23 protein-coding genes and 2 pseudogenes are annotated in these 23,410 nt (G+C 71.4%); 16 read left to right on the plus strand and 9 right to left on the minus strand.

All coding sequences use genetic code 11. The annotated features are described in order from the left end of the window. Positions 1-3: 3 nt before the first annotated feature. Positions 4-540, plus strand: a complete 537-nt coding sequence (locus tag N5I75_RS19420; protein WP_476679184.1) for an SRPBCC domain-containing protein — start codon at positions 4-6, stop codon at positions 538-540. A gap of 72 nt (positions 541-612) precedes the next feature. On the opposite strand, the gene N5I75_RS19425 is transcribed toward N5I75_RS19420, so the two are convergent. Next, positions 613-1,002 (minus strand): PLD nuclease N-terminal domain-containing protein, encoded by a 390-nt coding sequence (locus N5I75_RS19425; protein WP_476679185.1) that lies wholly within the window; start codon positions 1,000-1,002, stop codon positions 613-615. A 126-nt stretch (positions 1,003-1,128) separates the two neighbouring features. On the opposite strand from N5I75_RS19425, the gene N5I75_RS19430 reads away from it, so the two are divergent. The 3 genes from N5I75_RS19430 to mqnP all read left to right on the plus strand — a co-directional run bounded on the left by N5I75_RS19430 (position 1,129) and on the right by mqnP (position 4,021). Further along, positions 1,129-1,530, plus strand: coding sequence for a hypothetical protein (locus N5I75_RS19430; RefSeq protein ID WP_476679186.1), 402 nt, complete (start codon positions 1,129-1,131; stop codon positions 1,528-1,530). A gap of 134 nt (positions 1,531-1,664) precedes the next feature. Further along, positions 1,665-3,116 carry a menaquinone biosynthesis decarboxylase gene (locus N5I75_RS19435; RefSeq protein WP_476679187.1) on the plus strand — a complete coding sequence of 484 codons (1,452 nt, stop codon included), beginning with the start codon at positions 1,665-1,667 and terminating at the stop codon, positions 3,114-3,116. Further along, the gene (mqnP, locus tag N5I75_RS19440) at positions 3,116-4,021 is read left to right on the plus strand and encodes a menaquinone biosynthesis prenyltransferase MqnP (RefSeq protein WP_476679188.1); all 906 of its coding nucleotides are present in this window, start codon (positions 3,116-3,118) and stop codon (positions 4,019-4,021) included. The genes N5I75_RS19435 and mqnP overlap by 1 nt, the downstream gene beginning before the upstream one ends. Before the next feature lie 9 nt (positions 4,022-4,030). On the opposite strand, the gene N5I75_RS19445 is transcribed toward mqnP, so the two are convergent. Together N5I75_RS19445 and N5I75_RS19450 are read right to left on the minus strand one after the other, a co-directional pair. After that, positions 4,031-4,780: a hypothetical protein gene (locus tag N5I75_RS19445; protein ID WP_476679189.1), complete on the minus strand. Its 750-nt coding sequence runs from the start codon at positions 4,778-4,780 to the stop codon at positions 4,031-4,033. A gap of 59 nt (positions 4,781-4,839) precedes the next feature. Beyond that, positions 4,840-5,466 carry a rhomboid family intramembrane serine protease gene (locus N5I75_RS19450; RefSeq protein ID WP_476679190.1) on the minus strand — a complete coding sequence of 209 codons (627 nt, stop codon included), beginning with the start codon at positions 5,464-5,466 and terminating at the stop codon, positions 4,840-4,842. 80 nt (positions 5,467-5,546) lie between these two features. Between N5I75_RS19450 and N5I75_RS19455 the strand changes: the two genes are divergently transcribed. The 3 genes from N5I75_RS19455 to mqnE all read left to right on the plus strand — a co-directional run bounded on the left by N5I75_RS19455 (position 5,547) and on the right by mqnE (position 8,073). Then, positions 5,547-6,227 (plus strand): UbiX family flavin prenyltransferase, encoded by a 681-nt coding sequence (locus N5I75_RS19455; RefSeq protein WP_476679191.1) that lies wholly within the window; start codon positions 5,547-5,549, stop codon positions 6,225-6,227. Between the two features lie 119 nt (positions 6,228-6,346). After that, the gene (locus N5I75_RS19460; protein WP_361073621.1) at positions 6,347-6,802 is read left to right on the plus strand and encodes an Lrp/AsnC family transcriptional regulator; all 456 of its coding nucleotides are present in this window, start codon (positions 6,347-6,349) and stop codon (positions 6,800-6,802) included. Positions 6,803-6,909: 107 nt separating this feature from the next. Beyond that, on the plus strand, positions 6,910-8,073 hold the full coding sequence (gene mqnE, locus N5I75_RS19465; RefSeq protein WP_476679192.1) for an aminofutalosine synthase MqnE: 1,164 nt from the start codon (positions 6,910-6,912) through the stop codon (positions 8,071-8,073). Between the two features lie 16 nt (positions 8,074-8,089). On the opposite strand, the gene N5I75_RS19470 is transcribed toward mqnE, so the two are convergent. Beyond that, the gene (locus tag N5I75_RS19470) at positions 8,090-8,614 is read right to left on the minus strand and encodes an N-acetyltransferase family protein (RefSeq protein WP_476679193.1); all 525 of its coding nucleotides are present in this window, start codon (positions 8,612-8,614) and stop codon (positions 8,090-8,092) included. A 97-nt stretch (positions 8,615-8,711) separates the two neighbouring features. On the opposite strand from N5I75_RS19470, the gene N5I75_RS19475 reads away from it, so the two are divergent. The 3 genes from N5I75_RS19475 to N5I75_RS19485 all read left to right on the plus strand — a co-directional run bounded on the left by N5I75_RS19475 (position 8,712) and on the right by N5I75_RS19485 (position 11,467). Beyond that, positions 8,712-9,005 carry a DUF4229 domain-containing protein gene (locus tag N5I75_RS19475; protein ID WP_476679194.1) on the plus strand — a complete coding sequence of 98 codons (294 nt, stop codon included), beginning with the start codon at positions 8,712-8,714 and terminating at the stop codon, positions 9,003-9,005. Between the two features lie 367 nt (positions 9,006-9,372). Continuing rightward, positions 9,373-10,692, plus strand: a complete 1,320-nt coding sequence (locus N5I75_RS19480) for a dicarboxylate/amino acid:cation symporter (protein ID WP_476679195.1) — start codon at positions 9,373-9,375, stop codon at positions 10,690-10,692. A gap of 157 nt (positions 10,693-10,849) precedes the next feature. Then, positions 10,850-11,467: a TetR/AcrR family transcriptional regulator gene (locus N5I75_RS19485; RefSeq protein WP_476679550.1), complete on the plus strand. Its 618-nt coding sequence runs from the start codon at positions 10,850-10,852 to the stop codon at positions 11,465-11,467. Here N5I75_RS19485 and N5I75_RS19490 read toward each other — a convergent pair. Continuing rightward, positions 11,453-12,313, minus strand: coding sequence for a MaoC family dehydratase (locus N5I75_RS19490; RefSeq protein ID WP_476679196.1), 861 nt, complete (start codon positions 12,311-12,313; stop codon positions 11,453-11,455). The genes N5I75_RS19485 and N5I75_RS19490 overlap by 15 nt on opposite strands. 227 nt (positions 12,314-12,540) lie before the next feature. Here N5I75_RS19490 and N5I75_RS19495 point away from each other — a divergent pair. Beyond that, positions 12,541-12,678, plus strand: a pseudogene (locus tag N5I75_RS19495) (CoA transferase); the annotation flags it as partial. A 103-nt stretch (positions 12,679-12,781) separates the two neighbouring features. Here the strand turns inward: N5I75_RS19495 and N5I75_RS19500 are convergent. Continuing rightward, positions 12,782-14,128 (minus strand): 3-oxoacyl-ACP reductase, encoded by a 1,347-nt coding sequence (locus N5I75_RS19500; protein WP_476679197.1) that lies wholly within the window; start codon positions 14,126-14,128, stop codon positions 12,782-12,784. Positions 14,129-14,197: 69 nt separating this feature from the next. On the opposite strand from N5I75_RS19500, the gene N5I75_RS19505 reads away from it, so the two are divergent. Then, a complete protein-coding gene (locus tag N5I75_RS19505; protein WP_476679198.1) occupies positions 14,198-15,493 on the plus strand; it encodes an acetyl-CoA C-acetyltransferase in 1,296 nt (431 codons plus the stop codon). Positions 15,494-15,500: 7 nt separating this feature from the next. Here the strand turns inward: N5I75_RS19505 and N5I75_RS19510 are convergent, their stop codons facing one another. Beyond that, a complete protein-coding gene (locus N5I75_RS19510) occupies positions 15,501-16,343 on the minus strand; it encodes a helix-turn-helix domain-containing protein (protein ID WP_476679199.1) in 843 nt (280 codons plus the stop codon). A 222-nt stretch (positions 16,344-16,565) separates the two neighbouring features. Here N5I75_RS19510 and N5I75_RS19515 point away from each other — a divergent pair. Then, a pseudogene (locus N5I75_RS19515) lies at positions 16,566-17,975 on the plus strand (MFS transporter). Between the two features lie 494 nt (positions 17,976-18,469). On the opposite strand, the gene N5I75_RS19520 reads toward N5I75_RS19515, so the two are convergent. Beyond that, the gene (locus N5I75_RS19520; protein WP_476679200.1) at positions 18,470-19,300 is read right to left on the minus strand and encodes a helix-turn-helix domain-containing protein; all 831 of its coding nucleotides are present in this window, start codon (positions 19,298-19,300) and stop codon (positions 18,470-18,472) included. Positions 19,301-19,349: 49 nt separating this feature from the next. On the opposite strand from N5I75_RS19520, the gene N5I75_RS19525 reads away from it, so the two are divergent. Continuing rightward, complete coding sequence (locus tag N5I75_RS19525; RefSeq protein ID WP_476679201.1) at positions 19,350-19,799, plus strand: DUF2000 family protein; 450 nt, start codon at positions 19,350-19,352, stop codon at positions 19,797-19,799. Between the two features lie 176 nt (positions 19,800-19,975). On the opposite strand, the gene N5I75_RS19530 is transcribed toward N5I75_RS19525, so the two are convergent. After that, entirely contained in the window at positions 19,976-20,179 is a 204-nt protein-coding gene (locus N5I75_RS19530) for a cold-shock protein (protein ID WP_003948780.1), read from the minus strand. Between the two features lie 328 nt (positions 20,180-20,507). Between N5I75_RS19530 and N5I75_RS19535 the strand changes: the two genes are divergently transcribed. Next, complete coding sequence (locus N5I75_RS19535) at positions 20,508-21,380, plus strand: menaquinone biosynthetic enzyme MqnA/MqnD family protein (protein WP_476679202.1); 873 nt, start codon at positions 20,508-20,510, stop codon at positions 21,378-21,380. A 236-nt stretch (positions 21,381-21,616) separates the two neighbouring features. Further along, positions 21,617-23,410 carry a serine/threonine-protein kinase gene (locus N5I75_RS19540; RefSeq protein WP_476679203.1) on the plus strand — a complete coding sequence of 598 codons (1,794 nt, stop codon included), beginning with the start codon at positions 21,617-21,619 and terminating at the stop codon, positions 23,408-23,410.

Genomic DNA, 23,410 nt, shown 5'->3' on the forward strand with positions numbered 1-23,410 from the left:
CCCATGACCGAGCCGCGCGAGAACGCCGAGCACGCCGAGCACGCCGAGGATTCCGTACCTGCCGGTGTCAGCCGCACCGAGGGCACCGCCCACACCCTGTTCTTCACCCTGCGCCTGCCGCACCCGGTCGAACAGGTGTGGCGGGCGGTCGCCACCCCGGAAGGCCTCGAAGGGTGGCTGGCGGCGGCCGACGTCCTCGAGCCCCGGCTCGGCGGCGCCGTCACGCTTCGCTGGCTCAACGGGGGCGGCGCGCATCCGGGCCGGATCACCGCCTGGGACGTCGAGCGCGTCGCCGAGTACACCCTCGGTGGCGTGCACGGCCGCATCCGCGGCCACCTGGAACCGGCCACGACCCTGCGCTTCACCAACGAGTTCGAGGGTGACGACGCCCTGCGCCTGGACTGCCTGGCCGGCTGGCACGACCACTTCCTGCACCTGCTCGACGCGCTCGACGGCCGTCCCATGACGCACGACGCCTGGCAGGCATGGACCCCGGAGCGCTGGCGGAGGCTGCGCGAGCGGTACGCGGCGGCCCGCTAGAAGCCGTCTCCCAGCCACCGGCCGCTCACCGCCCGATGGCCTCGTTCCGCCACCGGGCTCGGCCGGGGCGCCTCAGCTCTCGCCCTGCTCCTTCTCGCGCCGCTTCAGCTCCTCCTCGCGGCGGCGCAGGTCCGCCTCCCAGTCCTTCAGGAGCGCCTCGTCCTTCTTGTTCTCCTCCTTGAGGGAGTCCAGGAAGTCGGGGTTGTCGTCGGGCGCGACGAACCGGGTGCGGTGGTTGCGGTGCCACTCCGAGGGGGTCGAGCCACCGGCCGGGGCGTGGCGCCGCTTACCGGCGGCGAGCCAGGCGATCGGCCCGACGAGGACCTCGCCGAAGAGCAGGATGATGATCACCCACACCACCTTCGGCAGCCCGCGCACCTCCTCCTCGGGGGTGTTCAGGCAGTCGATGAACGCGTAGATCCACAGTGCCAGGACCAATAGGAACGGCAGATACCTGAGCATGAGACGCGGTCCCCCCGGGAGATGTGGCGCAGGTGCTGGGTGCGCGAGAGCGGGGCCAGGGTAGCGTCTGGCCGACGTCGCACGAGAACTGCCTGCGGGGAACCGCGCGGCGGGACAGGGGGAGCCATGACGGGGGCACAGCATCCGGCGGTGGTCGAGGACCGCTTCCGCATCCGCGCCGAGCGGCAGCGGGCGTGGGGCGTGGGCCTGCTCGTCGCGGCCGGGGTCTGCTGGGGATACGCCGCCTTCCAGATGTTCGTGCCGTACGAGACCAAGGTCTGGAGCGTCGACTGCTCCGGGCCCGCCGTCGCCGACCGGGCCGGCGTGTACGACGCGGGCGGCACCCGCGACGAGATCGTCCGGCGCAAGGTCACCCTGTGCGCGGAGGAGCGGGACTGGCCCGCCCCGCTGACCGCGCTGCTGGTCAGCGCCCCGCTCGCGGCCGTCGGCGCCTGCCTGTGCACCGCCGGTTCCGTCGCCCTCTCCCTGCGGGCCCACGCCGCCGAGCTGGCCCGCGCGGAGCGCTGAGCCGCTCAGGACCAGCCGGAGCCCGGCCGGAGCCCGGCCGGAGCCCGGCAGAAGAACGGCAAAGGACCGGCAGAGGACCGGCGGGAGCCCGGCCCCCGGCAAGATCCGCCACCAGGGATGACAAACTGGATGGCATGGCTTATGACGATCTTCGCTCCCTGCTCCGGGCGCTGGAGCGCGAGGGTGACCTCAAGCGCATCAAGGCTGAGGTCGATCCGCACCTGGAGGTCGGTGAGATCGTCGACCGCGTGCAGAAGTCCGGCGGCCCCGCCCTGCTGTTCGAGAACGTGAAGGGCTCGGCGATGCCCCTCGCGATGAACGTGTACGGCACCGACCGGCGGCTGTTGAAGGCGCTCGGCCTGAAGTCGTACAGCGAGATCAGCGACAAGATCGGCGGCCTGCTCAAGCCCGAGCTGCCGCACGGGTTCGTCGGCGTCCGGGAGGCGTTCGGCAAGCTCGGCGCGATGACCCACGTACCGCCGCGCAAGGTCAAGGACGCGCCCGTGCAGGAGGTCGTCCTGCACGGCGACCACGTCGACCTGGAGAAGCTGCCCGCGCTGTTCACCTGGCCCGAGGACGGCGGCTCCTTCTTCAACCTGGGCCTGACCCACACCAAGGACCCCGAGTCCGGCGTGCGCAACCTGGGCCTGTACCGCCTCCAGCGCCACGACAAGCGCACCATCGGCATGCACTGGCAGATCCACAAGGACAGCCGGAACCACTACCAGATGGCCGCCCGCAAGGGCGAGAAGCTGCCCGTCGCCATCGCCTTCGGCTGCCCGCCCGCCGTCACGTACGCGTCGACGGCGCCGCTGCCTGGCGACATGGACGAGTACATGCTGGCCGGGTTCCTGCAGGGCAAGCGCGTGGAGATGGTGGACTGCAAGACGGTCCCGCTCCAGGTCCCGGCCAACGCCGAGGTCGTCCTCGAAGGCTGGCTGGAGCCGGGCGAGATGCTGCCCGAGGGGCCGTTCGGCGACCACACGGGGTTCTACACCCCGCAGGAACCGTTCCCCGCACTGACGATCGACTGCGTCACGATGCGCAGGCGCCCGCTGCTCCAGTCCATCGTCGTCGGCCGCCCGCCGACCGAGGACGGGCCGCTCGGCCGCGCCACGGAGCGGTTCTTCCTCCCGCTCCTCAAGGTGATCGTCCCGGACATCGTCGACTACCACCTGCCGGAGTCGGGCGGCTTCCACAACTGCGCGATCGTCTCGATCGACAAGAAATACCCCAAGCACGCCCAGAAGGTCATGCACGCCATCTGGGGCGCGCACATGATGTCGCTGACCAAGCTGATCATCGTCGTCGACTCCGATTGCGACGTCCACGATCTTCATGAAGTCTCGTGGCGCGCGCTCGGCAACACCGACTACGCGCGCGACCTGACCGTCGTCGAAGGCCCGGTCGACCACCTCGACCACGCCTCCTACCAGCAGTTCTGGGGCGGCAAGGCAGGCATCGACGCCACGCGGAAGCTGCCCGAGGAGGGGTACACGCGGGACGGGGGCTGGCCCGAGATGGTCGTCTCGGACCCCCGAACGGCGGCCCTCGTGGACCGCCGCTGGAAGGAGTACGGACTCTAGTGAGCGCCGCTGAAGGAATCCTGCCGCAGCAGCCGGGGCGCACCAAGGCATTCCTGCGCCTGGTGATGATCGAGCACTCGGTCTTCGCGCTGCCCTTCGCCTACATCGCGGCGCTGACCGCGATGTTCGAGTGGGACAAGAACATCCACTGGGGCCGGCTGATCCTGGTCACCATCTGCATGGTGGGCCTGCGGACGTTCGCGATGGCGGCGAACCGGATCATCGACCGGGAGATCGACGCCCGCAACCCGCGCACCAAGCACCGCGAGCTGGTCACGGGCGCGGTGTCGGTGAAGTCGGCGTGGACCGGCGCCCTGATCGCGCTGGTGATCTTCCTTGCCTCGGCCGCGCTCCTGAACCCGCTCTGCCTGGCGCTCGCGCCGCTCGCCGTGATCCCGATGGTGGTCTATCCGTACGGCAAGCGGTTCACGAACTTCCCGCAGGCCATCCTCGGTCTCGCGCAGGCGATCGGGCCGATCGGGGCGTGGCTGGCGATCACCGGTTCGTGGTCGTGGGACGCGGTGATCCTCGGTCTCGCGGTCGGCATCTGGATCGGCGGCTTCGACCTGATCTACGCGTGCCAGGACGTGGAGACCGACCGTGAGGTCGGCGTCATGTCGGTCCCGGCCCGCTTCGGCATCCCGGCGGCGATCTGGGGCGCCCGCGTCTGCCACATCGTCGTCACGGCCCTGTTCGTCTGGTACGCGCTCGCCACCGGCGCCGGGGTCTTCTTCTGGGTCGGCCTCGTGATCGTCGCGGGCGCGTTCCTGTACGAGCACACGATCGTGAAGCCGCACGACCTGTCCCGTCTGAACCGGGCGTTCTTCCAGGTCAACGGCTTCATCGGCATCGCCCTCTTCGTGTGCGCGCTCCTCGATTTGCTGGTGCGCGGCCTCACGGTGTGAGGCCTCCTCTCATGCGGTGGGGCCGAGGTCGGCGCGGACCAGGCGGAGGAACGCCTTGAGCCCGCCGATGATCTCCTGGTTGTCGGTGAGGCGGTTCACGACCGCCTCGAACTCGCGGCCGAGCGCGTCGATGCGCTGATCCGTGCGGTCGGCGCGCTCGTGGGCGGAGTAACCGACGGCGTCCACGGAGGCGCGCAGTTCGCCGAGGGCCCGGTACGTTTCCTCGGCCTTCTCCTCCAGGACGGTGACGCCCGTCTGCAGCCCGGACACGGCGGCGCGCACCGTGGCCACGTCGTCGCGCGGGAAGCGCACCTCGCCGTGGAGTGTGGTGAGCCGGCGCCGCAGTGCGGAGAACCAGGCGCCGGCCGGCCGGAACAGGGTGCTGGCCAGGTAGCCGCCCGCGAGCCAGTAGCCGGCCTCGCGCCCGGTGGCCCAGGCGGCGCACACCGTGGCGGCGCCGGTGACGACATGCGCGCCGACGGCCAGGCGCAGCATCACCTTGGCGATCCGCCCGGCCTCCGCGTCCCGGTCGGCCGGAACGGCGAGCCCCTTCTCCCGGCTGACGCCCGCCTCGTGCACGACGGAACGGGCGCGGAAGTACAGGTTCCAGGGCACGGTGAGCAGCAGCACGAGCCACATCAGGGAGACTGCGCCGCCGAGGACGAGCAGCAGGGTCTCGGCGGGGATGCTGAGGACGTGGACCAGGACGAGGGCGACGACGGCGGCCGCCCCGCTGAGCACGATGTAGAGGGCCTTCATGGCCCAACTGTCCGGCGCCCGGGCGGCCGGCGCATGGGCCCGCGTACTCAGCCGGATACTCAGCCGGGCAACGCCGTGCGCTTCGGCTCGGGGCGCCGCCGGACCACGAACGCCGCCGCCACCCCCGCCATCAGCCCGATCAGATGCCCCTGCCAGCTCACGCCCTCGTTCGCCGGGGAGAGGCCCGCCAGGATCGTCGTGCCCCAGTACGCGGCTATGAGGACGCCGACGACGATGCCGAGGGGTCTGCGCTCGACGAAGCCGCTGAGGACGACGAAGCCGAACAGGCCGAAGATGAGCCCGGAGGCGCCCGCCGTGTTCGAGTGGGCGGGGGCGACCAGCCACACCCCGAGCCCGTCCGCGACGACGATCAGGGCGCAGGCGATCAGGAAGCGGCGCAGTCCGGAGAGCGCGGCGACGAAGCCCAGGACGAGCAGCGGTATCGAGTTCGCCGCGACGTGGTCGAAGCCGAAGTGGATGAAGGACGCCGGGACGACGTCGGCCAGTTCGGCGGGGTCGCGTGGCTGGATGCCGAAGCGGTCGAGGCTGTGCCCCGACGCCGTGTCGACGATCTCGAGCAGCCACAGCAGGGCGACCCACCCGACCATGAGCTTGCCCGCGGCCAGCGCACGGCCCGTGCCCGTGCCGCGTACACCGCCGCCCGTACGGCTCGTGCTGTCCGTCATCTCGGCCCCACCCCCCGGGGAATGAACGACCACGGCCCCTGCTCAAGTTCCCCTGTGGGGGCGCCGGATAGGCTCGTGGTGTGGAGCACGTTAACGCACCGAGCCGCAGGCCCTGGGTGGTCGGGGTGTCCGGCGCATCCGGGACCCCGTACGCCGCCGCCGTGCTGCGTGCGCTCATTGCCGCGGGCGAGGCCGTGGACCTGGTCGTCTCGCGCGCGTCGCGGCTCACCCTGCTCGACGAGACAGGCATCGCGTTCCGCGACGCGCACTGGCGCGAGGACCTCGCGCAGTGGCTGGCGCGGGGCGCGGACGGCAAGCCGGACACGTTCGGGGACCTCGACACCGGCGCCGTGGAGTACTGGCCGGCCGGTGATCTGGCGGCGGGCCCGTCCTCAGGCTCGTACCAGGTCAAGGGCATGATCATTGTTCCGGCGTCGACGGCGTGCGTGGCCGGGGTGGCGCTCGGTCTGTCGAAGGACCTGTTGCAGCGCGCGGCGAGCGTGACGCTCAAGGAGCGGCGCAGGCTGGTCGTCGCGGTCCGGGAGACGCCGCTGAACGGGCAGACTCTCAAGCACCTCGTGACGCTCGACGAGGCGGGCGCGATCGTGCTGCCCGCGTCCCCGGCGTTCTACGCGGGCGCGACGCACATCCAGGATCTGGTGGACTTCGTCGCGGGCCGGGCGCTCGACGCGGCAGGGGTGCCGCACACGCTGTACCGCCGCTGGGAGGGTGAGCTGGGGGGAGGCTCGCGTCAGCCGTAGCGTCGCGCGCCCCCACCTCTCGGACCTCCGGCTTCAGTTGTTCCAGGCGTTATCCCTGTACGCCTTGGTTTCCGTACGTAAGCTCGCGTCAACGCTGAACAATGAAAGGCTTTGGACCTATGGACGCCGTGGACAGGCAGCTCATCCAGGCCCTGCGCGAGAACGGCCGCGCCTCGTATGCGGAGTTGGGCCGACTCGTCGGCCTGTCCGGGCCGAGCGTCACGGACCGCATCAACCGCCTGGAGGCGGCCGGCGTCATCACCGGCTACCGGGCCACCGTCGACTCCGCCTCGCTGGGCCTCGGCGTGACCGCGCTCATCGGCATCTCGCTCTCCGACGCCGCCGACCACGAGGACGTGGCGCACCGTCTGAAGGACCTGCACGAGATCGAGGACTGCTGGTTCATCGCGGGCGACGACTCGTACATGCTCAAGGTGCGCGTCGGCGACGTGGACGGTCTGGAGAAGACGATCCGCCGCCTCAGCGGCACCAAGGGCGTCTCCCGCACCCGCACCACCATCGTGCTCTCCACGAAGTGGGAGAACCGGGTGGGGGAGCTGCCCGAAGAGGTCTGAGAGGTGTGGGCGCGGCGCTGTCGGAGGCTGGGCGTACGGTGGAGCGGACTCGCGGGCCAAAGGCGGTCACAAGGGTCGAAGGGTCGCTGGTGAGGAGAGGTACGGGCATGGACGCAGGGCTCAAGCGCGAGCTGGAGCAGAAGGTCAGGGACGGTGAGCGGCTGTCCCGCGAGGACGGCATCGCGCTGTACGGGTCGGACGACCTGGCCTGGCTCGGCGGTCTCGCCCACGAGGTGCGCACGCGCAAGAACGGCGACGTGGTGCACTTCAACGTCAACCGGCACCTCAACATGACCAATGTGTGCACCGCCTCGTGCGCCTACTGCTCGTTCCAGCGCAAGCCGGGCGAGAAGGACGCGTACACGATGCGCATCGAGGAGGCGGTGAAGCTCGCCAAGGCGATGGAGTCGGAGAACCTCACCGAGCTGCACATCGTCAACGGCCTGCACCCCAACCTGCCGTGGCGCTACTACCCGCGCTCGCTGAAGGCGCTCAAGGAGGCGCTGCCGAACGTCGGCCTGAAGGCGTTCACAGCCACCGAGATCCACCACTTCGAGAAGATCTCGGGCCTCACCGCGTCCGAGATCCTCGACGAGCTGATCGAGGCGGGCCTGGAGTCGCTGACCGGCGGCGGCGCGGAGATCTTCGACTGGGAGATCCGGCAGCACATCGTCGACCACGACACCCACTGGGAGGACTGGTCGCGCATCCACCGCCTGGCGCACGAGAAGGGCCTCAAGACGCCCTCGACGATGCTCTACGGGCACATCGAGGAGCCGCGCCACCGCGTCGACCACGTGCTTCGCCTGCGGGAACTGCAGGACGAGACCGGCGGCTTCCAGGTCTTCATCCCGCTGCGCTACCAGCACGACTTCGTCGACATGAAGGACGGCAAGGTCAGGAACCGCCTCCAGGCGCGCACCACGATGGCGACGGGCGCGGAGGCGCTGAAGACGTTCGCCGTCTCCCGCCTCCTTTTCGACAATGTGCCGCACGTGAAGTGCTTCTGGGTCATGCACGGCCTGCACACCACGCAGCTCGCGCTCCAGCACGGCGCGGACGACATGGACGGCTCGGTCGTCGAGTACAAGATCACGCACGACGCGGACAACTACGGCACGCCGTCCAAGCTGACCCGCGAGGACCTCCTCGACCTGATCCGCGACGCCGGGTTCAAGCCGGTCGAGCGCAACACGCGCTACGAGATCATCCGTGAGTACGAGGGCCCGGACCCGGCCCGCCGCGACGAGCCGCAGCCGATGCGGGTCTGAGGACGCCGTCGGGGGCTCAGTTCAGCGGCAGCATCATGTGGACGTCGTCCCGGTCGTCCCCCGGGGCGACCCGGATGGCGCCCGGGATCCGGCCGACCTCCTTGTAGCCGCACCCCGCGTAGAAGCGGTCCGCGCCCGTGCCGCCCCGGCAGGTCAGGCGCAGCGCCTCGACCCCGTCGAAGGCGCGGGCCGCCTCCTCCGCCGCCGCCATGAGGGCGCGGCCCTGCCCCTGGCCCTGCAGTCGCGGGTGGACCATCACCACGTAGAGCCACAGGTGGTGCTTCATCAGGCGGTGCGGGTTGTACGCGAGGAACGCCGTGGCCACCACGGTGCCGTGCTCGTCGCGGCCGACGAGGAGCCGGGTGCGGCCCTCCGCGATCTCGGTCAGGCGCCTGTCCAGCTCGGGCCGGACGTCGTCGGGCGTGACGGGCGGGACGAAGCCGACGGCTCCGCCGGCGTTCGACACGTCGGTCCACAGGGCGAGGACCTGCTCGCACAGAGCGCGGTCCACGACGGGGTCCAGCGTGAAGGTAAGTGTCATGGGCGGACAGTACCTATTACAAGCGGGCCGCTCAACAAGAGACCGCGGGCGCGTGCTTCACTGGAGGGACCATTTCGCAACGGAAGAGTGGATTGAGATGCTCCGCTACACGCTGATGCGCCTCGGGATCTTCGCGGGCTGCTTCCTCGTCGTCTGGGGTCTCGTCGCCACCGGCATCGTTCCGCGCGGCCTGGGCGGCTCCAACTACCTGTGGGTCGCGCTGCTCGCCCTGGTCGTCTCCGCGCCCCTCAGCTTCGTGCTGCTGCGCGGCGAGCGCGACCGGGCCTCCGAGAAGATCGTCGCCCGCGTCGACCGCGCGAAGGCGAACATGGAGGCCAACCGCTCCATGGAGGACGAGGCGGACGACGCCGCCCGCGCCCACGGCGCGTAAGGTACCTCACAGCTTCACCGCCCCCGTCACCGAGCAGGTGGCGGGGGCTCCTGCGTTTTCAAGGCATATGCGGCCTATGGCGCCACGACCTCTGCTTATTCCCCAAAGTATCCCTTTGATGTTCTCAAAGCACTGGTGTTAACGTGCTTGTCATGAAGACAGCAGCCGCGCACCGCACAGACCCGAGCGTTCCGCTCGTGGCGCGCCTGCATGTCGATCTCTGCCGCTGCGTGTCCGCGGCGTGTCGCGCCTGACGCGACCCCTCCCGCAGCGGCGCCGCTGACCTGAACCTCCCTTTCACGGTCGCCGCTCCCGGACGCATGTACGTCCCTGCCATGTCCCCGCGCGTCATCACTGGAGTGCTTCCGTGTCCGCAGACACCACCGCCGAGCCGAAGTCCGGCTTCCGCATACCGAAGATCCCGTTCTGGGCGCAGATCCTGGGCGGTCTCGTCCTCGGTGTGCTGCTCGGCTGGCTCGCCCGCAGCCAGGACATCGCCTGGCTGGTCACGACCCTCGACAAGGTCGGCCACATCTTCGTCCAGCTCCTGAAGCTGGCGGTCGCCCCGCTCGTCTTCTTCGCGATCCTGGTGTCGATCACCAACCTCCGCAAGGTCAACAACGCGGCGCGGCTCGCGACGCGCACCCTGCTCTGGTTCATGATCACGTCGCTGATCGCGGTCGCCATCGGCCTCGTCATCGGCCTGGTCACCAACCCGGGCGCGGGCACAGGACTCACCCCGAAGGACGGCGCCAAGCCGGACCACGCGGGCTCCTGGCTCGACTTCCTGACCGGCATCATCCCGACCGACGTCATCACGCCGTTCACTGAGCTGAACGTCCTGCAGATCGTCTTCATGGCCGTCGTCGCCGGTATCGCGATCCTGCAGATCGGCGAGAAGGCCAAGCCGATCCTCACCCTCTCCGAGTCGGTCCTCGAGCTGCTCCAGAAGGCCCTGTGGTGGGTCATCAAGCTGGCGCCGATCGGCACCATCGGTCTCATCGGCTACGCGATCGCCACCTACGGCTGGGACCTGATCAGCAAGTACGCGACGTTCACCGCCGACATCTACGTCGGCTGCGCCCTGGTCCTCTTCGGCGTCTACCCGCTGCTGCTCGCGACCGTCGCCAAGCTGAACCCCCTCCAGTTCTTCAAGGGCGCCTGGCCCGCCATTCAGCTGGCCTTCGTCTCCCGCTCCTCGGTCGGCACCATGCCGCTGACCCAGAAGGTCACCGAGCGCCTCGGCGTCCCGAAGGAGTACGCCTCCTTCTCCGTGCCGTTCGGCGCCACGACCAAGATGGACGGCTGCGCCGCGATCTACCCGGCGATCGCCGCGATCTTCGTCGCGCAGATCTTCGACATCGACCTCTCCGTCGGTGACTACCTGCTCATCGCCTTCGTCTCGGTGATCGGCTCCGCCGCCACGGCCGGCCTGACCGGCGCCACGGTCATGCTGACCCTGACGCTGTCCACGCTCGGCCTGCCGATGGAGGGCGTCGGCCTGCTCCTCGCGATCGACCCGATCCTGGACATGATGCGCACGGCCACGAACGTCGCCGGACAGGCGCTCGTCCCGGTCATCGTCTCGGCCCGCGAGAAGATCCTCGACCACGACGCCTACGACAACGCCTCCTCCTCCCCGGTGGACGAGCCGCAGCAGACGGCGCCGGTCTCGGTCGCCGCCTGACCGTCCCCCCGGTTCACACACCGGCCCGTGCCCCGCTCCCGGACTCCGGGGGCGGGGCACGGTCGTAGGCTGACCTGTGGAGAAGCAGGATCGGCAGGTGCGGTGGAAGGCGGCAGGGGTGGGCGGGGACGTGCGGGCCGGGGCGGGGCAGAAGCGGATGCCGCGGGCCGAGCGGGAGCGGCAGATGCTCGACGCGGCGGTACGGGTGTTCGGGCAGCGGGGCTACCGGGCGGCGTCGATGGACGACATCGCCGAGCTCGCCGGGGTCTCCAAACCGCTGGTGTACCTGTACCTGAACTCGAAGGAAGACCTGTTCACCGCCTGCATCCGGCGCGAGGCGGCGGCGCTGGTCGCGGCCGTGCGAGCGGGGGTCCGCACGGACGTCCCCGCCGACCAGCAGCTCTGGGACGGCCTCACCGCGTTCTTCGCGCACACCGCCGAGCGGCCCGACGGCTGGGCCGTGCTGCACAGCCAGGCGCGCTCGGGCGGTGACCCGTTCGTCGCGGAGGTCGGGGCGATGCGCGAGGAGATCGTCGCGTTCGTGACGTCCCTGATCGCGCGGGCGGCGCGCGAGGCGCACCAGGCCCCGGGCCCGGCCGAGCGCGAGGTCACCGGGCTCGCGCTCGCCCTGGTCGGCGCGGCGGAGGCGCTCGCGGGCTGGGCCGACACCGACCCGTCCGTCTCGGCCAAGGAGGCCGCCACGACGATGATGAACTTCGCGTGGTCGGGCCTCGGCAACCTCATGGACGGCCGCCGCTGGTCAGCCCAGCGCTGACACCTCCCCGGCCACGTGCACCCGGCCGCCCTTCGCCGCCCGCAGCTCGAAGGCGGTCTCCTTGGCGGCGTACGTCACCGTGCCCGGCAGCAGCACGGGCGCCTTGAACCGCGCCTGTACGTGGACGGGCCCGGCCGCGCCGAACTCCGCGAGGCACCGGGCGACGGTCCACATGCCGTGGGCGATGGCACGCGGGAAGCCGAAGAGGCGGGCGGTCAGCGGGTGCAGGTGGATGGGGTTGCGGTCCCCGGACGCGGCCCCGTACCGCCGCCCGAGATCACCGGAGAGCGCCCACTCGTGGAGCGCGGGCAGCGGCTCGTACAGGTCGGGCTGCTCCGGCGCCCGGTCCCCACCGGTCCGGTGCCGCGCCAGATACGTACTCGTGGACCCCCAGACGAGATCCCCGCCCGAGCGGAACTCGGTCCGCACGACGGCCTCGGTGCCGCGCCGGTGCCCCCGCAGCCCTTCCACGTACACGGTGAGCCCGTACGTCTCCTCGGCGGACAGGCTCCGCCACTGCGTGATGTCGATCGACGTGTGGACGAGCCCGAGCAGCGGCAGCGGGAACGCCCGCTCCGACATCAGCCGCATCGCCGCCGGGAACGCGAGGACGTGCGGATACGTGACCGGCAGCTCGGCCCGCCCGGTCGGAAAGGCGCAGACCCGCTCGTACGCGGCGAGATGCGCCTGCGACACCCGGAGCCCGGGAAGAACGAGCCGCGTACCGGGCACCTCGGCGTCCGCCCGGGGCCGCTTCAGGGGTGACAGGAGCGCGCCGCGGGCCATGAGGGGGAGTAGGGACGGGAGGGAGGTGAGGGTGAGGGTGGCGGTACGAGGAGCGGTCATGGCGGGTCCTCCGGAAGGGGGCAGGGCCAGGGCAGATCGCGAGGCCGACGGGGCTGCCGCGACACGCGCTGGGCGGCGGCGAATGGCGCCGATCGCTGTGCGCCGAGCGCTGATCGCCGAGCGCCGAGCGGGGACGGCGGCCGGCCGTGACGGACGGCCGGCGGTGGCGGGCGGTTGGCCAGGGCGGCGGTTGGGCGTGACGGACGGTCGGCGGCGGGCGGTTGGCCATGGCGGCGGCTGGGCGTGACGGACGGCTGGCGGCTACGGGCGGGTTCGCCGCGGCGCTGCTGCGGCGCGAGCGAACGGGCCGGGGCGCGGTCGTGGACGTCTCCCTGCTCGGCAGCGGCATGTGGGCCATAGGGGCCATGGCGGCGGCCGGCCGTGACGGGCGGTCGGCGGCAGCGGGCGGTTGGCCATGGCGGCGGCTGGGTGTGACGGGCGGCCGGCGGCAGCGGGCTCTCCGCGGGCTCACGCGCCCAGCAGGCTCTGCCCGCACACCCGGACCACCTGCCCGTTCACCGCGCCGGAGGCCGGGGAGGCGAACCAGGCGGTCGTCTCCGCGACGTCGACCGGGAGCCCGCCCTGGCCGAGGGAGTTCATGCGGCGTCCGGCCTCGCGGATGAAGAGAGGGACGGCCGCGGTCATCTTCGTCTCGATGAACCCGGGGGCCACCGCGTTCACGGTGACGCCGTGCTCGGCGAGGGCGCGGGGCGCGAGGGAGCGGACGAGGCCGATGACGCCGGCCTTGCTGGCCGCGTAATTGGTCTGGCCGGTGTTGCCCGCGATGCCCGCGATGGAGGCCGTGGCGACGACGGAGCCACCGCGCCGCAATGCGCCCGCTTTCAACAGGGAATCCGTGGTCCGCAGCACGCTGGCGAGGTTCACGTCGAGCACCGAACTCCACCGCTCGGCGGGCATGTTGGCGAGGCGCCGGTCGCGCGTGATGCCCGCGTTGTGCACGAGGACGTCGAGCCCGCCCTCACGGGTGAACTCGGCGATGCGCTCACCGGCGTCCTCGGCCGTGATGTCCAGCGGAAGGGCCCGCCCGGCAAGCCGCTCCGCGACCTTCGCGAGGTCGGCCTCGGCGGACGGCACATCGAGCAGGACGACGTGGGCCCCGTCCCGTACGAGGGTCTCGGCGACGGCCTCGCCGATGCCGCGCGCGGCGCCGGTGACGAGCGCGGTGCGCCCGGCGAGGGGATCGGCCCAGTCCTCGGGAAGGACCGGCTCCGCATCCGGCGCGCCGACCTCGATCACCTGCCCGCTCACGTACGCGGACCGCGGCGAGAGCAGGAACCGCAGCGTGGACTCGGCCGCGCCGACAGGGCCGGCGACCCGCACCAGGTTCACCGTGCGGCCGCGCCCGATCTCCTTGCCGAGGGAGCGGACGAACCCTTCGAGCCCCTGCTGCACGGCCGCCTGATGGTGATCGTCGGGGGAGGGCGGCGCCCCCAGCACGACCACGCGCCCGCTCGTGGCGAGGGAGCGGACGACGGGATGGAGCGCGGCGTGCACCTCGGCGAGCCCGTCCAGGTCCGCGACGGCGGTGGCGTCGACGACGACGCCGACGGGACGCACCGCCGCCAGGTCCCGCCCGGAGAGGGACCCGCGCACGTCGAGCCCGGTTCGCCCGAGCAGCTCCGAAAGCGCACCGCGATGCGCGGAGGACCCGGCGGTGAAGTGCAGCAACTGACCGCTGAACGTCGGCTGTTGTGCGGACCAGCGGCGCAGGGGTACGGGCTGCGGCAGACCTGTACGCCGGGTCAGGAAGCGGCCGGGGGCCGTGCCGGTGAAGTTCAGATAGCGATCGGCCATTGTCCAACTCCCTGCGCGGTCGTAAATTTACTTCGGAGTAAGGTTACTCAGTAGTCAGGAGTTGTCGAGATGGTACGCCCCGCCAAAACCCCGGCACTGCCCCGCCGAGTCGCCGTCATCGGCGGCAGCCGCATTCCGTTCGCGCGCTCCGACGGCCCGTACGCGACCGCCTCCAACCAGGAGATGCTGACCGTGGCCCTGGACGGTCTCGTGGGCCGCTACGACCTCCAGGAGCCGGGCGCCATAGGCGAGTTCGTGGCCGGGGCCGTGCTCAAGCACAGCCGTGACTTCAACCTCGCGCGCGAGACCGTGCTCGGCTCGATGCTGGACCCGCGCACCCCCGCCTACGACATCCAGCAGGCGTGCGGCACGGGCCTCCAGGCGGTGATCGCCGCCGCCAACAAGATCGCCCTCGGCCAGACGGAGAGCGCGGTCGCGGGCGGCTCGGACACGGCGAGCGACGCCCCGCTCGGCGTCAACGACAACCTGCGCAAGATCCTGCTCGAGGCCCGCCGCGCCACGTCGGCGGGCGCCCGCCTCAAGGCGCTGTCCCGGATCCGCCCCGGCCACCTCGTACCGGACATCCCGCGCAACGCGGAGCCCCGTACCGGCCTGTCGATGGGAGAGCACGCGGCGGTCACGGCCCGCGAGTGGGGCATCGCCCGCGAGGACCAGGACGCGCTCGCCGCCGCCAGCCACCAGCGCCTGGCGGCGGCGTACGACCGCGGCTTCCTCGACGACCTGGTGGTCGCCTACCGCGGCCTGGAACGCGACCAGAACCTGCGCCCGGGCTCAACGGTCGAGAAGCTGGCAACACTCAAGCCCGTCTTCGGCGTGAAGGACCCGAACCCCACCATGACGGCGGGCAATTCGACACCGCTGACGGACGGCGCGGCGGTGGTGCTCCTGGCCGGCGAGGAGTGGGCGAAGGCGCGCGGCCTGGAACCGCTCGCGTATCTGACGGCGTACGAGACGGCGGCGGTCGACTTCGTCGGCGGCGACGTCACCGGGGGAGGCGGCGACGGACTGCTCATGGCGCCCGCGTACGCGGTGCCGCGGATGCTGGAACGGGCCGGGCTCGGCATCGAGGACTTCGACCTGATCGAGGTGCACGAGGCGTTCGCGTCCCAGGTCCTGGCGACGCTGGCCGCCTGGGAGAAGCAGGGCCTGGCGCCGGTCGACCGGGAGCGCCTGAACGTGGCCGGCTCGTCCCTGGCGACCGGCCACCCCTTCGCGGCGACGGGAGCGAGGATCGTGGCGACGCTCGCCAAACTGCTGTCCGAGCGCGGCGGCCCGGCCCGCGGCCTGATCTCCATCTGCGCGGCGGGCGGCCAGGGCGTGACGGCGATCCTGGAACGCGCGTAGTCGTCTCTCAGGCGCGCGCGGCGGGATCGAGCCCGAGCAGCGCCTCCTCGTCCGGGGACCCGGCCGGTGCCTGGTAGACGACCAGGCGCTGGCCGCCCGTCCGGGCAAGCTGCATGACCTCGTACGTAAGGGTCATCCCGCCGACCTTCGGATGATCGAAGGTCTTGGTACCGCCACTGCGCTCGCACACGTCGTACCGATCCCACATCCGCGCGAAGTCCGGGGACTTCAGAAGCAGCTCCCCCACGAGGCGGGCCATCCTCGGATCGTCGGGATCGGTCCCGCCCACAGCCCGCAGGTGGGCGACCGACTTGGCGACGGTCTCCTCCCACGGCACGTACAGGGACCGCCCGGCCGGGTGCAGGAAGAGGTAGCGGGTCACATTGCGCTCCTCGGGCGGCAGATCCCACATACCGGGCAGCAGGCGGCGCCCCGCCGGATTGGCGGCCAGCATGTAGCTGTGCCGGCTGACCACGTACGCGGGCATGGGCCGCAGCGCCTCCAGCATCTGCAGCACGGACTCGCGCACCGTGTCGTCGCTCGTCGGATGCGGAACGGTGAGCCGCCCCGACGCCAACTCGGCCAGCTCGTGCAGGCGTTCGTGCGCGTCGCCCCGCAGGCGCAGGGCGCGGCTGAGGGCGTCGATCACGGCGGTGGACGGGTTGGTCTCGCGCCCCCGCTCCAGCCGGGTGTAGTAGTCGACGCTCACCCCGGCGAGAGTCGCCAGCTCCTCGCGGCGCAGGCCCGGGGTGCGGCGCAGCCCCGTCCCGGCGGGCAGCCCCGCGTCGGCCGGGGTGACCTGCGCCCTGCGGGCCCGCAGGTATCTGCCCAATTCCGTGGTGTCAGCCATACGTTCATTGTCCACAGGGCGCCAGGGGCCCGGGGGGCCGTGTCAGGGCCAGGAACGCGGCGCCCCGGCGGGGAGCGGCCTGCCACTTCGCGCGGGGCGCCACGAGAGTGGAGGGCGTTGCGGGTGGCGGGGCCACCGGGCCCAGGGAGTGCACGTCACAGGTCCGCGGCCGGACGACCCCGCCCACCCGCACACCACCCCTACCCCACTCCGGAGGTTGACGTGACGCTCACCTACTCAGGCACCCGTGCCGCAGCGGTCCCCACGCGCAAGGCGACACCAGGCGGCGGAACGGCACTCGTGGCGGCGCTGCTCGGCTTCACGATCATCACCGTCGACGTGTCGGCTGTGAACATCGCGCTGCCCGGCATCCGGGCGTCGCTGCACGGCGGCATCACCGGACTGCAATGGGTGGTGGACGCGTACACGCTGATGTTCGCGGGCCTGATGCTGTCCGCCGGGGCCCTCTCCGACCGGGCCGGGGCGCGCCGCGCCTACGCCTGGGGCACGGCCCTCTTCACCCTCGCCTCCCTGGCCTGCGCACTGGCCCCGTCCATCGGGGCGCTCGTGACGGCCCGGGTCGTACAGGGCGGAGCCGCGGCGATCCTCATGCCGGCGTCCCTGGCGCTGATCAGACAGGCGTACGAGGACGCGCGGCGCAGGGCGCGGGCGATCGCGCTGTGGACGGTGGGCGGTTCGGTGGCGATGGCGGCGGGCCCGGTGCTCGGCGGTGCGCTGACGGAGACGATGAGCTGGCGAGCGGTGTTCGTCCTGAACCTTCCGGTCGGCGCGCTGATCATCGGTCTGCTCACCAAGGTGGCGCCGTCACCGCGCAGGCCGGCACCGCTGGACGTGCCGGGCCAGCTGACGGCGGTGCTGGCCCTCGCCGGACTGACCTTCGCGGTGATCGAGGGCGGGCACGCGGGCTGGACGTCGACGCCGGCCCTGCTCTCGGCCGGGGTGGCCGTCCTCTCGGCCGTCGCGTTCTACGTGACCGAGAAGCGGCACCGGGCGCCCATGGTGCCGCTGCCCATGCTCCGCTCGCGCACCGTCTCCGTCGCCCTCGCGGTCGGGTTCGCGATCAACGTGGCGTTCTACGGGCTCGTCTTCATGCTCGGGCTCTAACTTCAGCAGGCGCGAGGCATGTCGGCGCTGACGGCGGGGCTGGTGTTCGTGCCACTGGCGGTGATCATCACGGGGACGAACCTGATATCGCCGCGCATGGCGGAACGCTTCGGCCGGAGGCCGGTCATCGTGACGGGTCAACTAATCCTGGCGGCAGCCATGTTCGTACTCCTCCCCTTGTCGGCGCACACGCCGATGTGGGTGCTGCTGCTGATGCTCGTCCCTACGGGGTTGGGCGGGGCGTTCGCCATTCCGGCGGTGACGGCGATGCTGATGGACTCCGTCCCTGGGGCGCGGGTCGGGACGGCGTCCGGGCTCTTGAACGCGTTTCGGCAGACGGGCGGGGCGCTGGCCGTGGCCTTGTTCGGAACGCTCGTCGTGACGAGTGACGGGGCGGCGGCCCCCTTCTCCCTACCAGGCATGCAAGCAAGCCTCCTCACAGCAGGCACCCTCCTCTCGGCAACAGCAGCACTGGCCGCATGGCACCTGCCCCGCCGCGCCTCATGACCGGACGGGGGCGTACGCCCGGCGAAGCGAAGCCCTGATACGGGCCTGCCTCCTACGCTGCCCCGAGACGCCGAACCCTGCCGAGGGCCTGTTTGGGCGGTGCCCCGGCGCTGGGGTGCCGCCTTGCCCACCCTGCCGCCCCAGGCGGCAGATTGCCCAAGGCGGGGCGGGGTGGGGAGGTGCGGGGAGCGGCAGGTTGCCCGAGGCGGGGTGCATGGCACTCGGGGTGGCAGGTTGCCCTAGGCGGGGTGCATGGCACTCGGGGTGGCAGGTTGTCCGAGGCGGGGTGCATGGCGCCCGGGGTGCCGCCTCAGGACGGGGCACCGGTCCGCACTCGCGATTCGGCCGGAGGGGACGCGTCGGGGTGCCCCCGCAGGACTCCGCTGGAATGGAGTGCAGGACGACTCGCCTATGGCGGACCGTGGGGGATGAGGCCTATCCGGCCGAGGAGGCGCCCCGGCGCGGCCCCGCCCCACCGCTCGACGGAACGCGCACTACAGCGCCCTCGGACCGCGGGCGTAACGGCCCGGTGGCGTGCCCACCACTCGTTTGAAGTGGCGGGACAAGTGCGACTGGTCGTAGAAGCCGCATTGCGCCGCCACCTCAGCCGCCGAAACACCGTCCAGCAGCAGCCGCCGCGCCCGATCCACCCGCCGCGCCATCAAGTACTGGTGCGGAGCAATCCCATACGCCGCCCCGAACGACCGAACCAAATGCGCCGGATGCGCATGCACGAGCGCAGCCGCCTCCCCCAGCTCAACCCCCTCCACCACCCGCGCATCAAGCAACTCCCGCAACGCCCCGGCCACCCGCCGATCCACCCCGCGCCGACGCCCCTCCGAACGCAGCAGCGGCCGCAACCGCTCCCGCAACCGCTCCCCGACAAACTCCAGCCGAGACGCCGCCTCCAGCTCATCCCCCCGCCGCGCCAGCGACGCATGCAGCTGACTGATCCGGTGCCGCAACAGCGGATCCGCCAGATCCGGCGTATCGACCGCGAGCCCGATGAACGACGAGTCGAGCGGCCCGCACCCCGCGTCGAGGTAGAGCACCCGCTTCCGGAAGCCGAGCGGAGTCGCCGCGGACCCGTTGTGGGGCACCTGCGGGGGCAGCAGGGACACGGTCCCGAGCGGCGTACCGTGCTGGTGCCGCTCCAGGTCGTAGCGGACAGCACCCTCGTCGACGATGAGGAGCGTCCACGTGTCGTGGACGTGCATCGGATAGGCGTGCCGGGTGAAGTGGGCGTGGAAGACCTCGGTGACGCCCGCGACCTCGGGACGCCAAGCGGTGATCTCCTCAGAACGGGACCCGGAAGCGGCGGCCATGCAAAAAACGTACAAGACGGAACCCGACGCCGACCGACAGTCTCAAAGCATGAGCACACAGACCGCATCCGAGACCCAGACCGACACCATCCGCTTCGACACGAAGATCGCCGTCCTCCTCCGCGACGACCTGGAGACCTGGCAGCGGCTCAACGTGACGGCGTTCCTGGTGAGCGGCCTCGGCACGCAGCTCCCGGAGGTGATCGGGGAACCGTACGCGGACGCGGACGACACGGCGTACCTGCCGATGTTCCGGCAGCCGGTACTGGTCTTCGAGGCCGGCAAGGAGGTCCTGAAGGCGGCGCACGAGCGGGCGCTGCGGCGCGCGCTGCCGCGCTCGGTGTTCACGTCGGACCTGTTCGCGACGGGCAACGACAGGGACAACAGGGCGGCGGTCCGGGCGGTGACGGCGGCGGACCTGGACCTGGTGGGCATCGCCGTGTACGGCCCGCGCAACGCGGTGGACAAGACGCTGAAGGGCGCACGCATGCACAGCTGAACGAACGAACAGACCAACGGACGAACGGACGAACGGACGGACGAACGAGGAAGAGAAAAGGCAGGAGCCCCGTCTCACCCCACCGGCAAGCCGGGACGGGGAAGCGGGGCTCCTTGGGTACTGCGCTAGGTTCCGGATCGGGTCACGGCGCCTGCCGTGCGGCGATCACGAAGGAATTAGGCGGGGGTGACGTTCTCCGCCTGCGGGCCCTTCGGACCCTGCGTGACGTCAAAGGTCACGGCCTGGTTCTCCTCGAGGGAGCGGAAGCCGTTCGCGTTGATCGCCGAGTAGTGGACGAAGACGTCCGGGCCGCCGCCTTCCTGGGCGATGAAGCCGAAGCCCTTTTCAGCGTTGAACCACTTCACGGTTCCGGTAGCCATAAGCCCTCCTATGGGCCAAAGGGTCGCCCTGCTCCAGAACCTGCAAATGCGCTTGCGAACAACTGCAAAAGTCTGAATACGACGAGAGCCTGCGGTTACATGCTCCGCAGGCTCTGTACTGCAAGGGAAACCAAACTGCAACTTGCGGCGAGCCTAGCACGTAGGCAGCCGAAAGCAATAGAGGGCAAGATCACTTCACCCGGAGGTTTGACAGCGTCGGTGAGGCTGCTTGACGGCGGCGCGGATCGCCGCTTCGCGTCCGGCCGGGGACCGGCGTCCCGTACGGCCCGGAGCCTGCACCGTACCCCATGGGGCTAGCCTCGCCGATGTGGACAATTCTCCCGAGACTCCTCAGGCCGCGCGGCGCACCCGTCCCCGCGTGGGCCACATCCAGTTCCTGAACTGCATGCCCCTCTACTGGGGCCTCGCGCGGACGGGATCGCTCCTCGACTTCGAGCTGACGAAGGACACCCCGGAGAAGCTCAGCGAGCGCCTGGTCCAGGGCGACCTGGACATCGGCCCGATCACCCTCGTCGAGTTCCTGAAGGCGGCGGACCAGCTGGTCGCCTTCCCCGATCTGGCGGTGGGCTGCGACGGCCCGGTGATGTCCTGCGTGATCGTGTCGCAGGTGCCGCTGGAACAGCTCGACGGGCGGCGTGTGGCGCTGGGTTCGACGTCCCGTACGTCCGTCCGGCTGGCGCAGTTGCTGCTCGCGGAGCGGGTCGGCGTGGAGCCGGAGTACTACACGTGCCCGCCGGACCTGGGCCTGATGATGCAGGACGCGGAGGCGGCGGTACTGATCGGGGACGCGGCGCTGCGCGCGAACCTGCACGACGCGCCACGCCTCGGGCTCCAGGTGCACGACCTGGGCGCGATGTGGAAGGAGTGGACGGGACTGCCGTTCGTGTTCGCGGTGTGGGCGGCGCGCAAGGAGTACGCGGCGCGGGAGCCGGTGATCACGCACCAGGTGCACGAGGCGTTCCTGCGGTCGCGGGACGTGTCGCTCGAGGAGGTCACGAAGGTCGCGGAGCAGGCGGCGCGCTGGGAGGTGTTCGACGAGCAGGTCCTGGAGGAGTACTTCACGACGCTCGACTTCCGCTTCGGCCCCGCACAACTGGAAGGGGTCACGGAGTTCGCGCGCAGGGTCGGCCCGTCGACCGGATTCGCTTCCGACGTGAAGGTGGACTTGCTCTCACGCTGAAGCGCACGGAATTCCGCCAGGCCCGGGCCTGGCGGAATTCCGTGAACGCCGAACCAGAATTCCCCGGCACCGGTATGCCACCGGGACGGCACCGCTATGGCGTCAGTATGAAATCAACGTGAACACACGACATTCACGCGACGCGGCTACGCTGCTGCACCAGAAGCGCCGCAAGAGCACGGAACGGGCACGGAACGGGCACGAGGCGGCATGAGGCGGCACGGGGGAGGTACCGGATGCATCCGCTGGCGGCCGACGATCCGACGACGGTCGGTCCGTACCGGCTCCTCGGCAGGCTGGGCCACGGCGGAATGGGCCGCGTGTACCTGGGCCGCAGCACCGGCGGCCGGACCGTCGCGGTGAAGGTGGTGCACCCGCACTTCGCGCTGGACGAGGAGTTCCGGGCGCGGTTCCGGCGCGAGGTGGACGCGGCGCGCCGGGTCGGCGGCGCGTGGACCGCCCCGGTCCTGGACGCGGACCCGGACGCGCAGGTGCCGTGGGTGGCGACGGGGTACGTCGCGGGGCCCTCGCTCACGCAGGCGGTCGCCGACGGCAGGCCGCTGCCCGAGCACTCCGTACGGGTCCTGGGCGCGGGCCTCGCCGAGGCGCTGACGGCGGTGCACGGCCTGGGCCTCGTACACCGGGACGTGAAGCCGTCGAACGTGCTGCTGACGGTGGACGGGCCGCGGCTGATCGACTTCGGCATCGCGCGGGCCGTCGGGGGCACCTCGCGGACGGGGCTCGGGGGCGGCGCGACGTCGCTGACCGGCACCGGCGTCTCCATCGGCTCGCCCGGCTACATGGCGCCCGAGCAGATCCTCGGCGAGGGCGTGACCGGCGCGGCGGACGTGTTCTCGCTCGGCGCGGTCCTGGTGTACGCGGCGCAGGGCGAGCCCCCGTTCCCCGGTGACTCGTCGGCGGCGTTGCTCTACAAGGTCGTCCACGAGGAACCAGAACTGGGCGCACTGACGGGTGAGGCGCGGGACGTGGCGGCGGCGTGCCTGGCGAAGAACCCGGCGGAGCGGCCCGCGCCGGAGGAGATCGCGCGGCGCCTCGCGCCCGAGGGGGCGGCGCGGCTCGTCGCGGCGGGCTGGCTGCCCGGGGCCCTGGTCGAGCAGGTGTCGCGCAGCGCGGTGCAGCTCCTGGACCTGGAGGGGGCGCCGGCGCCGGTGCCGCAGTCGGGCCCGGTCGGCTTCAGCAGCCCGTCGGTGACCGGGGGCCCGGCCCCCGCCCCGGCGGGGGTCTTCGGTCCGCCGGACCCGGGGTACGCGTCGGTGCCACCGCCGCGCCCGCAGTCACCGCCACAGACCCCAGGGCCATCGACACAGACGCAGGACGCCACGCCGGGCCGCTTCTCCGTCTCCGTGTCGGCGACGTCCTCGCCCACGTCGGCCGACGGTAGGGGCCGCAGGGTGAGCTGCTCGGTGGCGCTCGCGGTGGCCGGGGCGCTCGCGGCGGTCACGGTCGGCGGGATCCTCGTGGTGAACATGCTGCCGGACGAGGGGAACAAGGAGGCCGGCTCGGCCCCTTCGACAGCCACATCGGCCCCGCCGATGGACTCGGCCCCGCCCACAGGAACGCGACCGCCCACGGGATCGACGCGAACGCCCTCGGGATCGGCGCAGCCGTCCACATCCGGACCCGTACCGGAGTTCTACCTGGGCGCGTGGAACGGCCCGGCGGTGCAGGCGGGCATGCCCTTCGGCACGTTCCGGGTCGATCTGGAACAGGCCGCGGTCGGCAAGGAGGTCGGCAAGGTGACCTCGACCGATCCGCTGGGCATCCAGTGCGTCGACGTACTGACGCTGAAGTCGGTCGACGGCAAGGAGCTGGTCGCGGCAGGCGAGGCCGCACCGGACAACCCGGGGACGTGCGCGCAGGGCACCCACACCGTGCACCTGACACGCGACGGCGGCGGCGACGGCGACGGCGACGCACTGAACGACACACTGAAGTACACGTCGCAGTACCCCCAGGCGGGCAACCCGACGGCGGACCTCCAGCGCGTCCAGCGCGTCCCGAAAGGCTGA

This window comes from Streptomyces sp. R818 (assembly GCF_056172735.1).

Coding starts and splice junctions, on each gene's coding strand:
- N5I75_RS19520 (WP_476679200.1), bottom strand. CDS start 19,300: ATGGCCGCCGCTTCCGGGTCCCGTTCTGAGGAGATCACCGCTTGGCGT.
- N5I75_RS19510 (WP_476679199.1), bottom strand. CDS start 16,343: ATGGCTGACACCACGGAATTGGGCAGATACCTGCGGGCCCGCAGGGCG.
- N5I75_RS19420 (WP_476679184.1), top strand. CDS start 4: ATGACCGAGCCGCGCGAGAACGCCGAGCACGCCGAGCACGCCGAGGAT.
- N5I75_RS19485 (WP_476679550.1), top strand. CDS start 10,850: ATGCCGCGGGCCGAGCGGGAGCGGCAGATGCTCGACGCGGCGGTACGG.
- N5I75_RS19505 (WP_476679198.1), top strand. CDS start 14,198: ATGGTACGCCCCGCCAAAACCCCGGCACTGCCCCGCCGAGTCGCCGTC.
- N5I75_RS19435 (WP_476679187.1), top strand. CDS start 1,665: ATGGCTTATGACGATCTTCGCTCCCTGCTCCGGGCGCTGGAGCGCGAG.
- N5I75_RS19430 (WP_476679186.1), top strand. CDS start 1,129: ATGACGGGGGCACAGCATCCGGCGGTGGTCGAGGACCGCTTCCGCATC.
- N5I75_RS19425 (WP_476679185.1), bottom strand. CDS start 1,002: ATGCTCAGGTATCTGCCGTTCCTATTGGTCCTGGCACTGTGGATCTAC.
- N5I75_RS19525 (WP_476679201.1), top strand. CDS start 19,350: ATGAGCACACAGACCGCATCCGAGACCCAGACCGACACCATCCGCTTC.
- mqnE (WP_476679192.1), top strand. CDS start 6,910: ATGGACGCAGGGCTCAAGCGCGAGCTGGAGCAGAAGGTCAGGGACGGT.
- N5I75_RS19450 (WP_476679190.1), bottom strand. CDS start 5,466: ATGACGGACAGCACGAGCCGTACGGGCGGCGGTGTACGCGGCACGGGC.
- N5I75_RS19475 (WP_476679194.1), top strand. CDS start 8,712: ATGCTCCGCTACACGCTGATGCGCCTCGGGATCTTCGCGGGCTGCTTC.
- N5I75_RS19540 (WP_476679203.1), top strand. CDS start 21,617: ATGCATCCGCTGGCGGCCGACGATCCGACGACGGTCGGTCCGTACCGG.
- N5I75_RS19490 (WP_476679196.1), bottom strand. CDS start 12,313: ATGACCGCTCCTCGTACCGCCACCCTCACCCTCACCTCCCTCCCGTCC.
- N5I75_RS19500 (WP_476679197.1), bottom strand. CDS start 14,128: ATGGCCGATCGCTATCTGAACTTCACCGGCACGGCCCCCGGCCGCTTC.
- N5I75_RS19445 (WP_476679189.1), bottom strand. CDS start 4,780: ATGAAGGCCCTCTACATCGTGCTCAGCGGGGCGGCCGCCGTCGTCGCC.
- N5I75_RS19470 (WP_476679193.1), bottom strand. CDS start 8,614: ATGACACTTACCTTCACGCTGGACCCCGTCGTGGACCGCGCTCTGTGC.
- N5I75_RS19530 (WP_003948780.1), bottom strand. CDS start 20,179: ATGGCTACCGGAACCGTGAAGTGGTTCAACGCTGAAAAGGGCTTCGGC.
- N5I75_RS19460 (WP_361073621.1), top strand. CDS start 6,347: ATGGACGCCGTGGACAGGCAGCTCATCCAGGCCCTGCGCGAGAACGGC.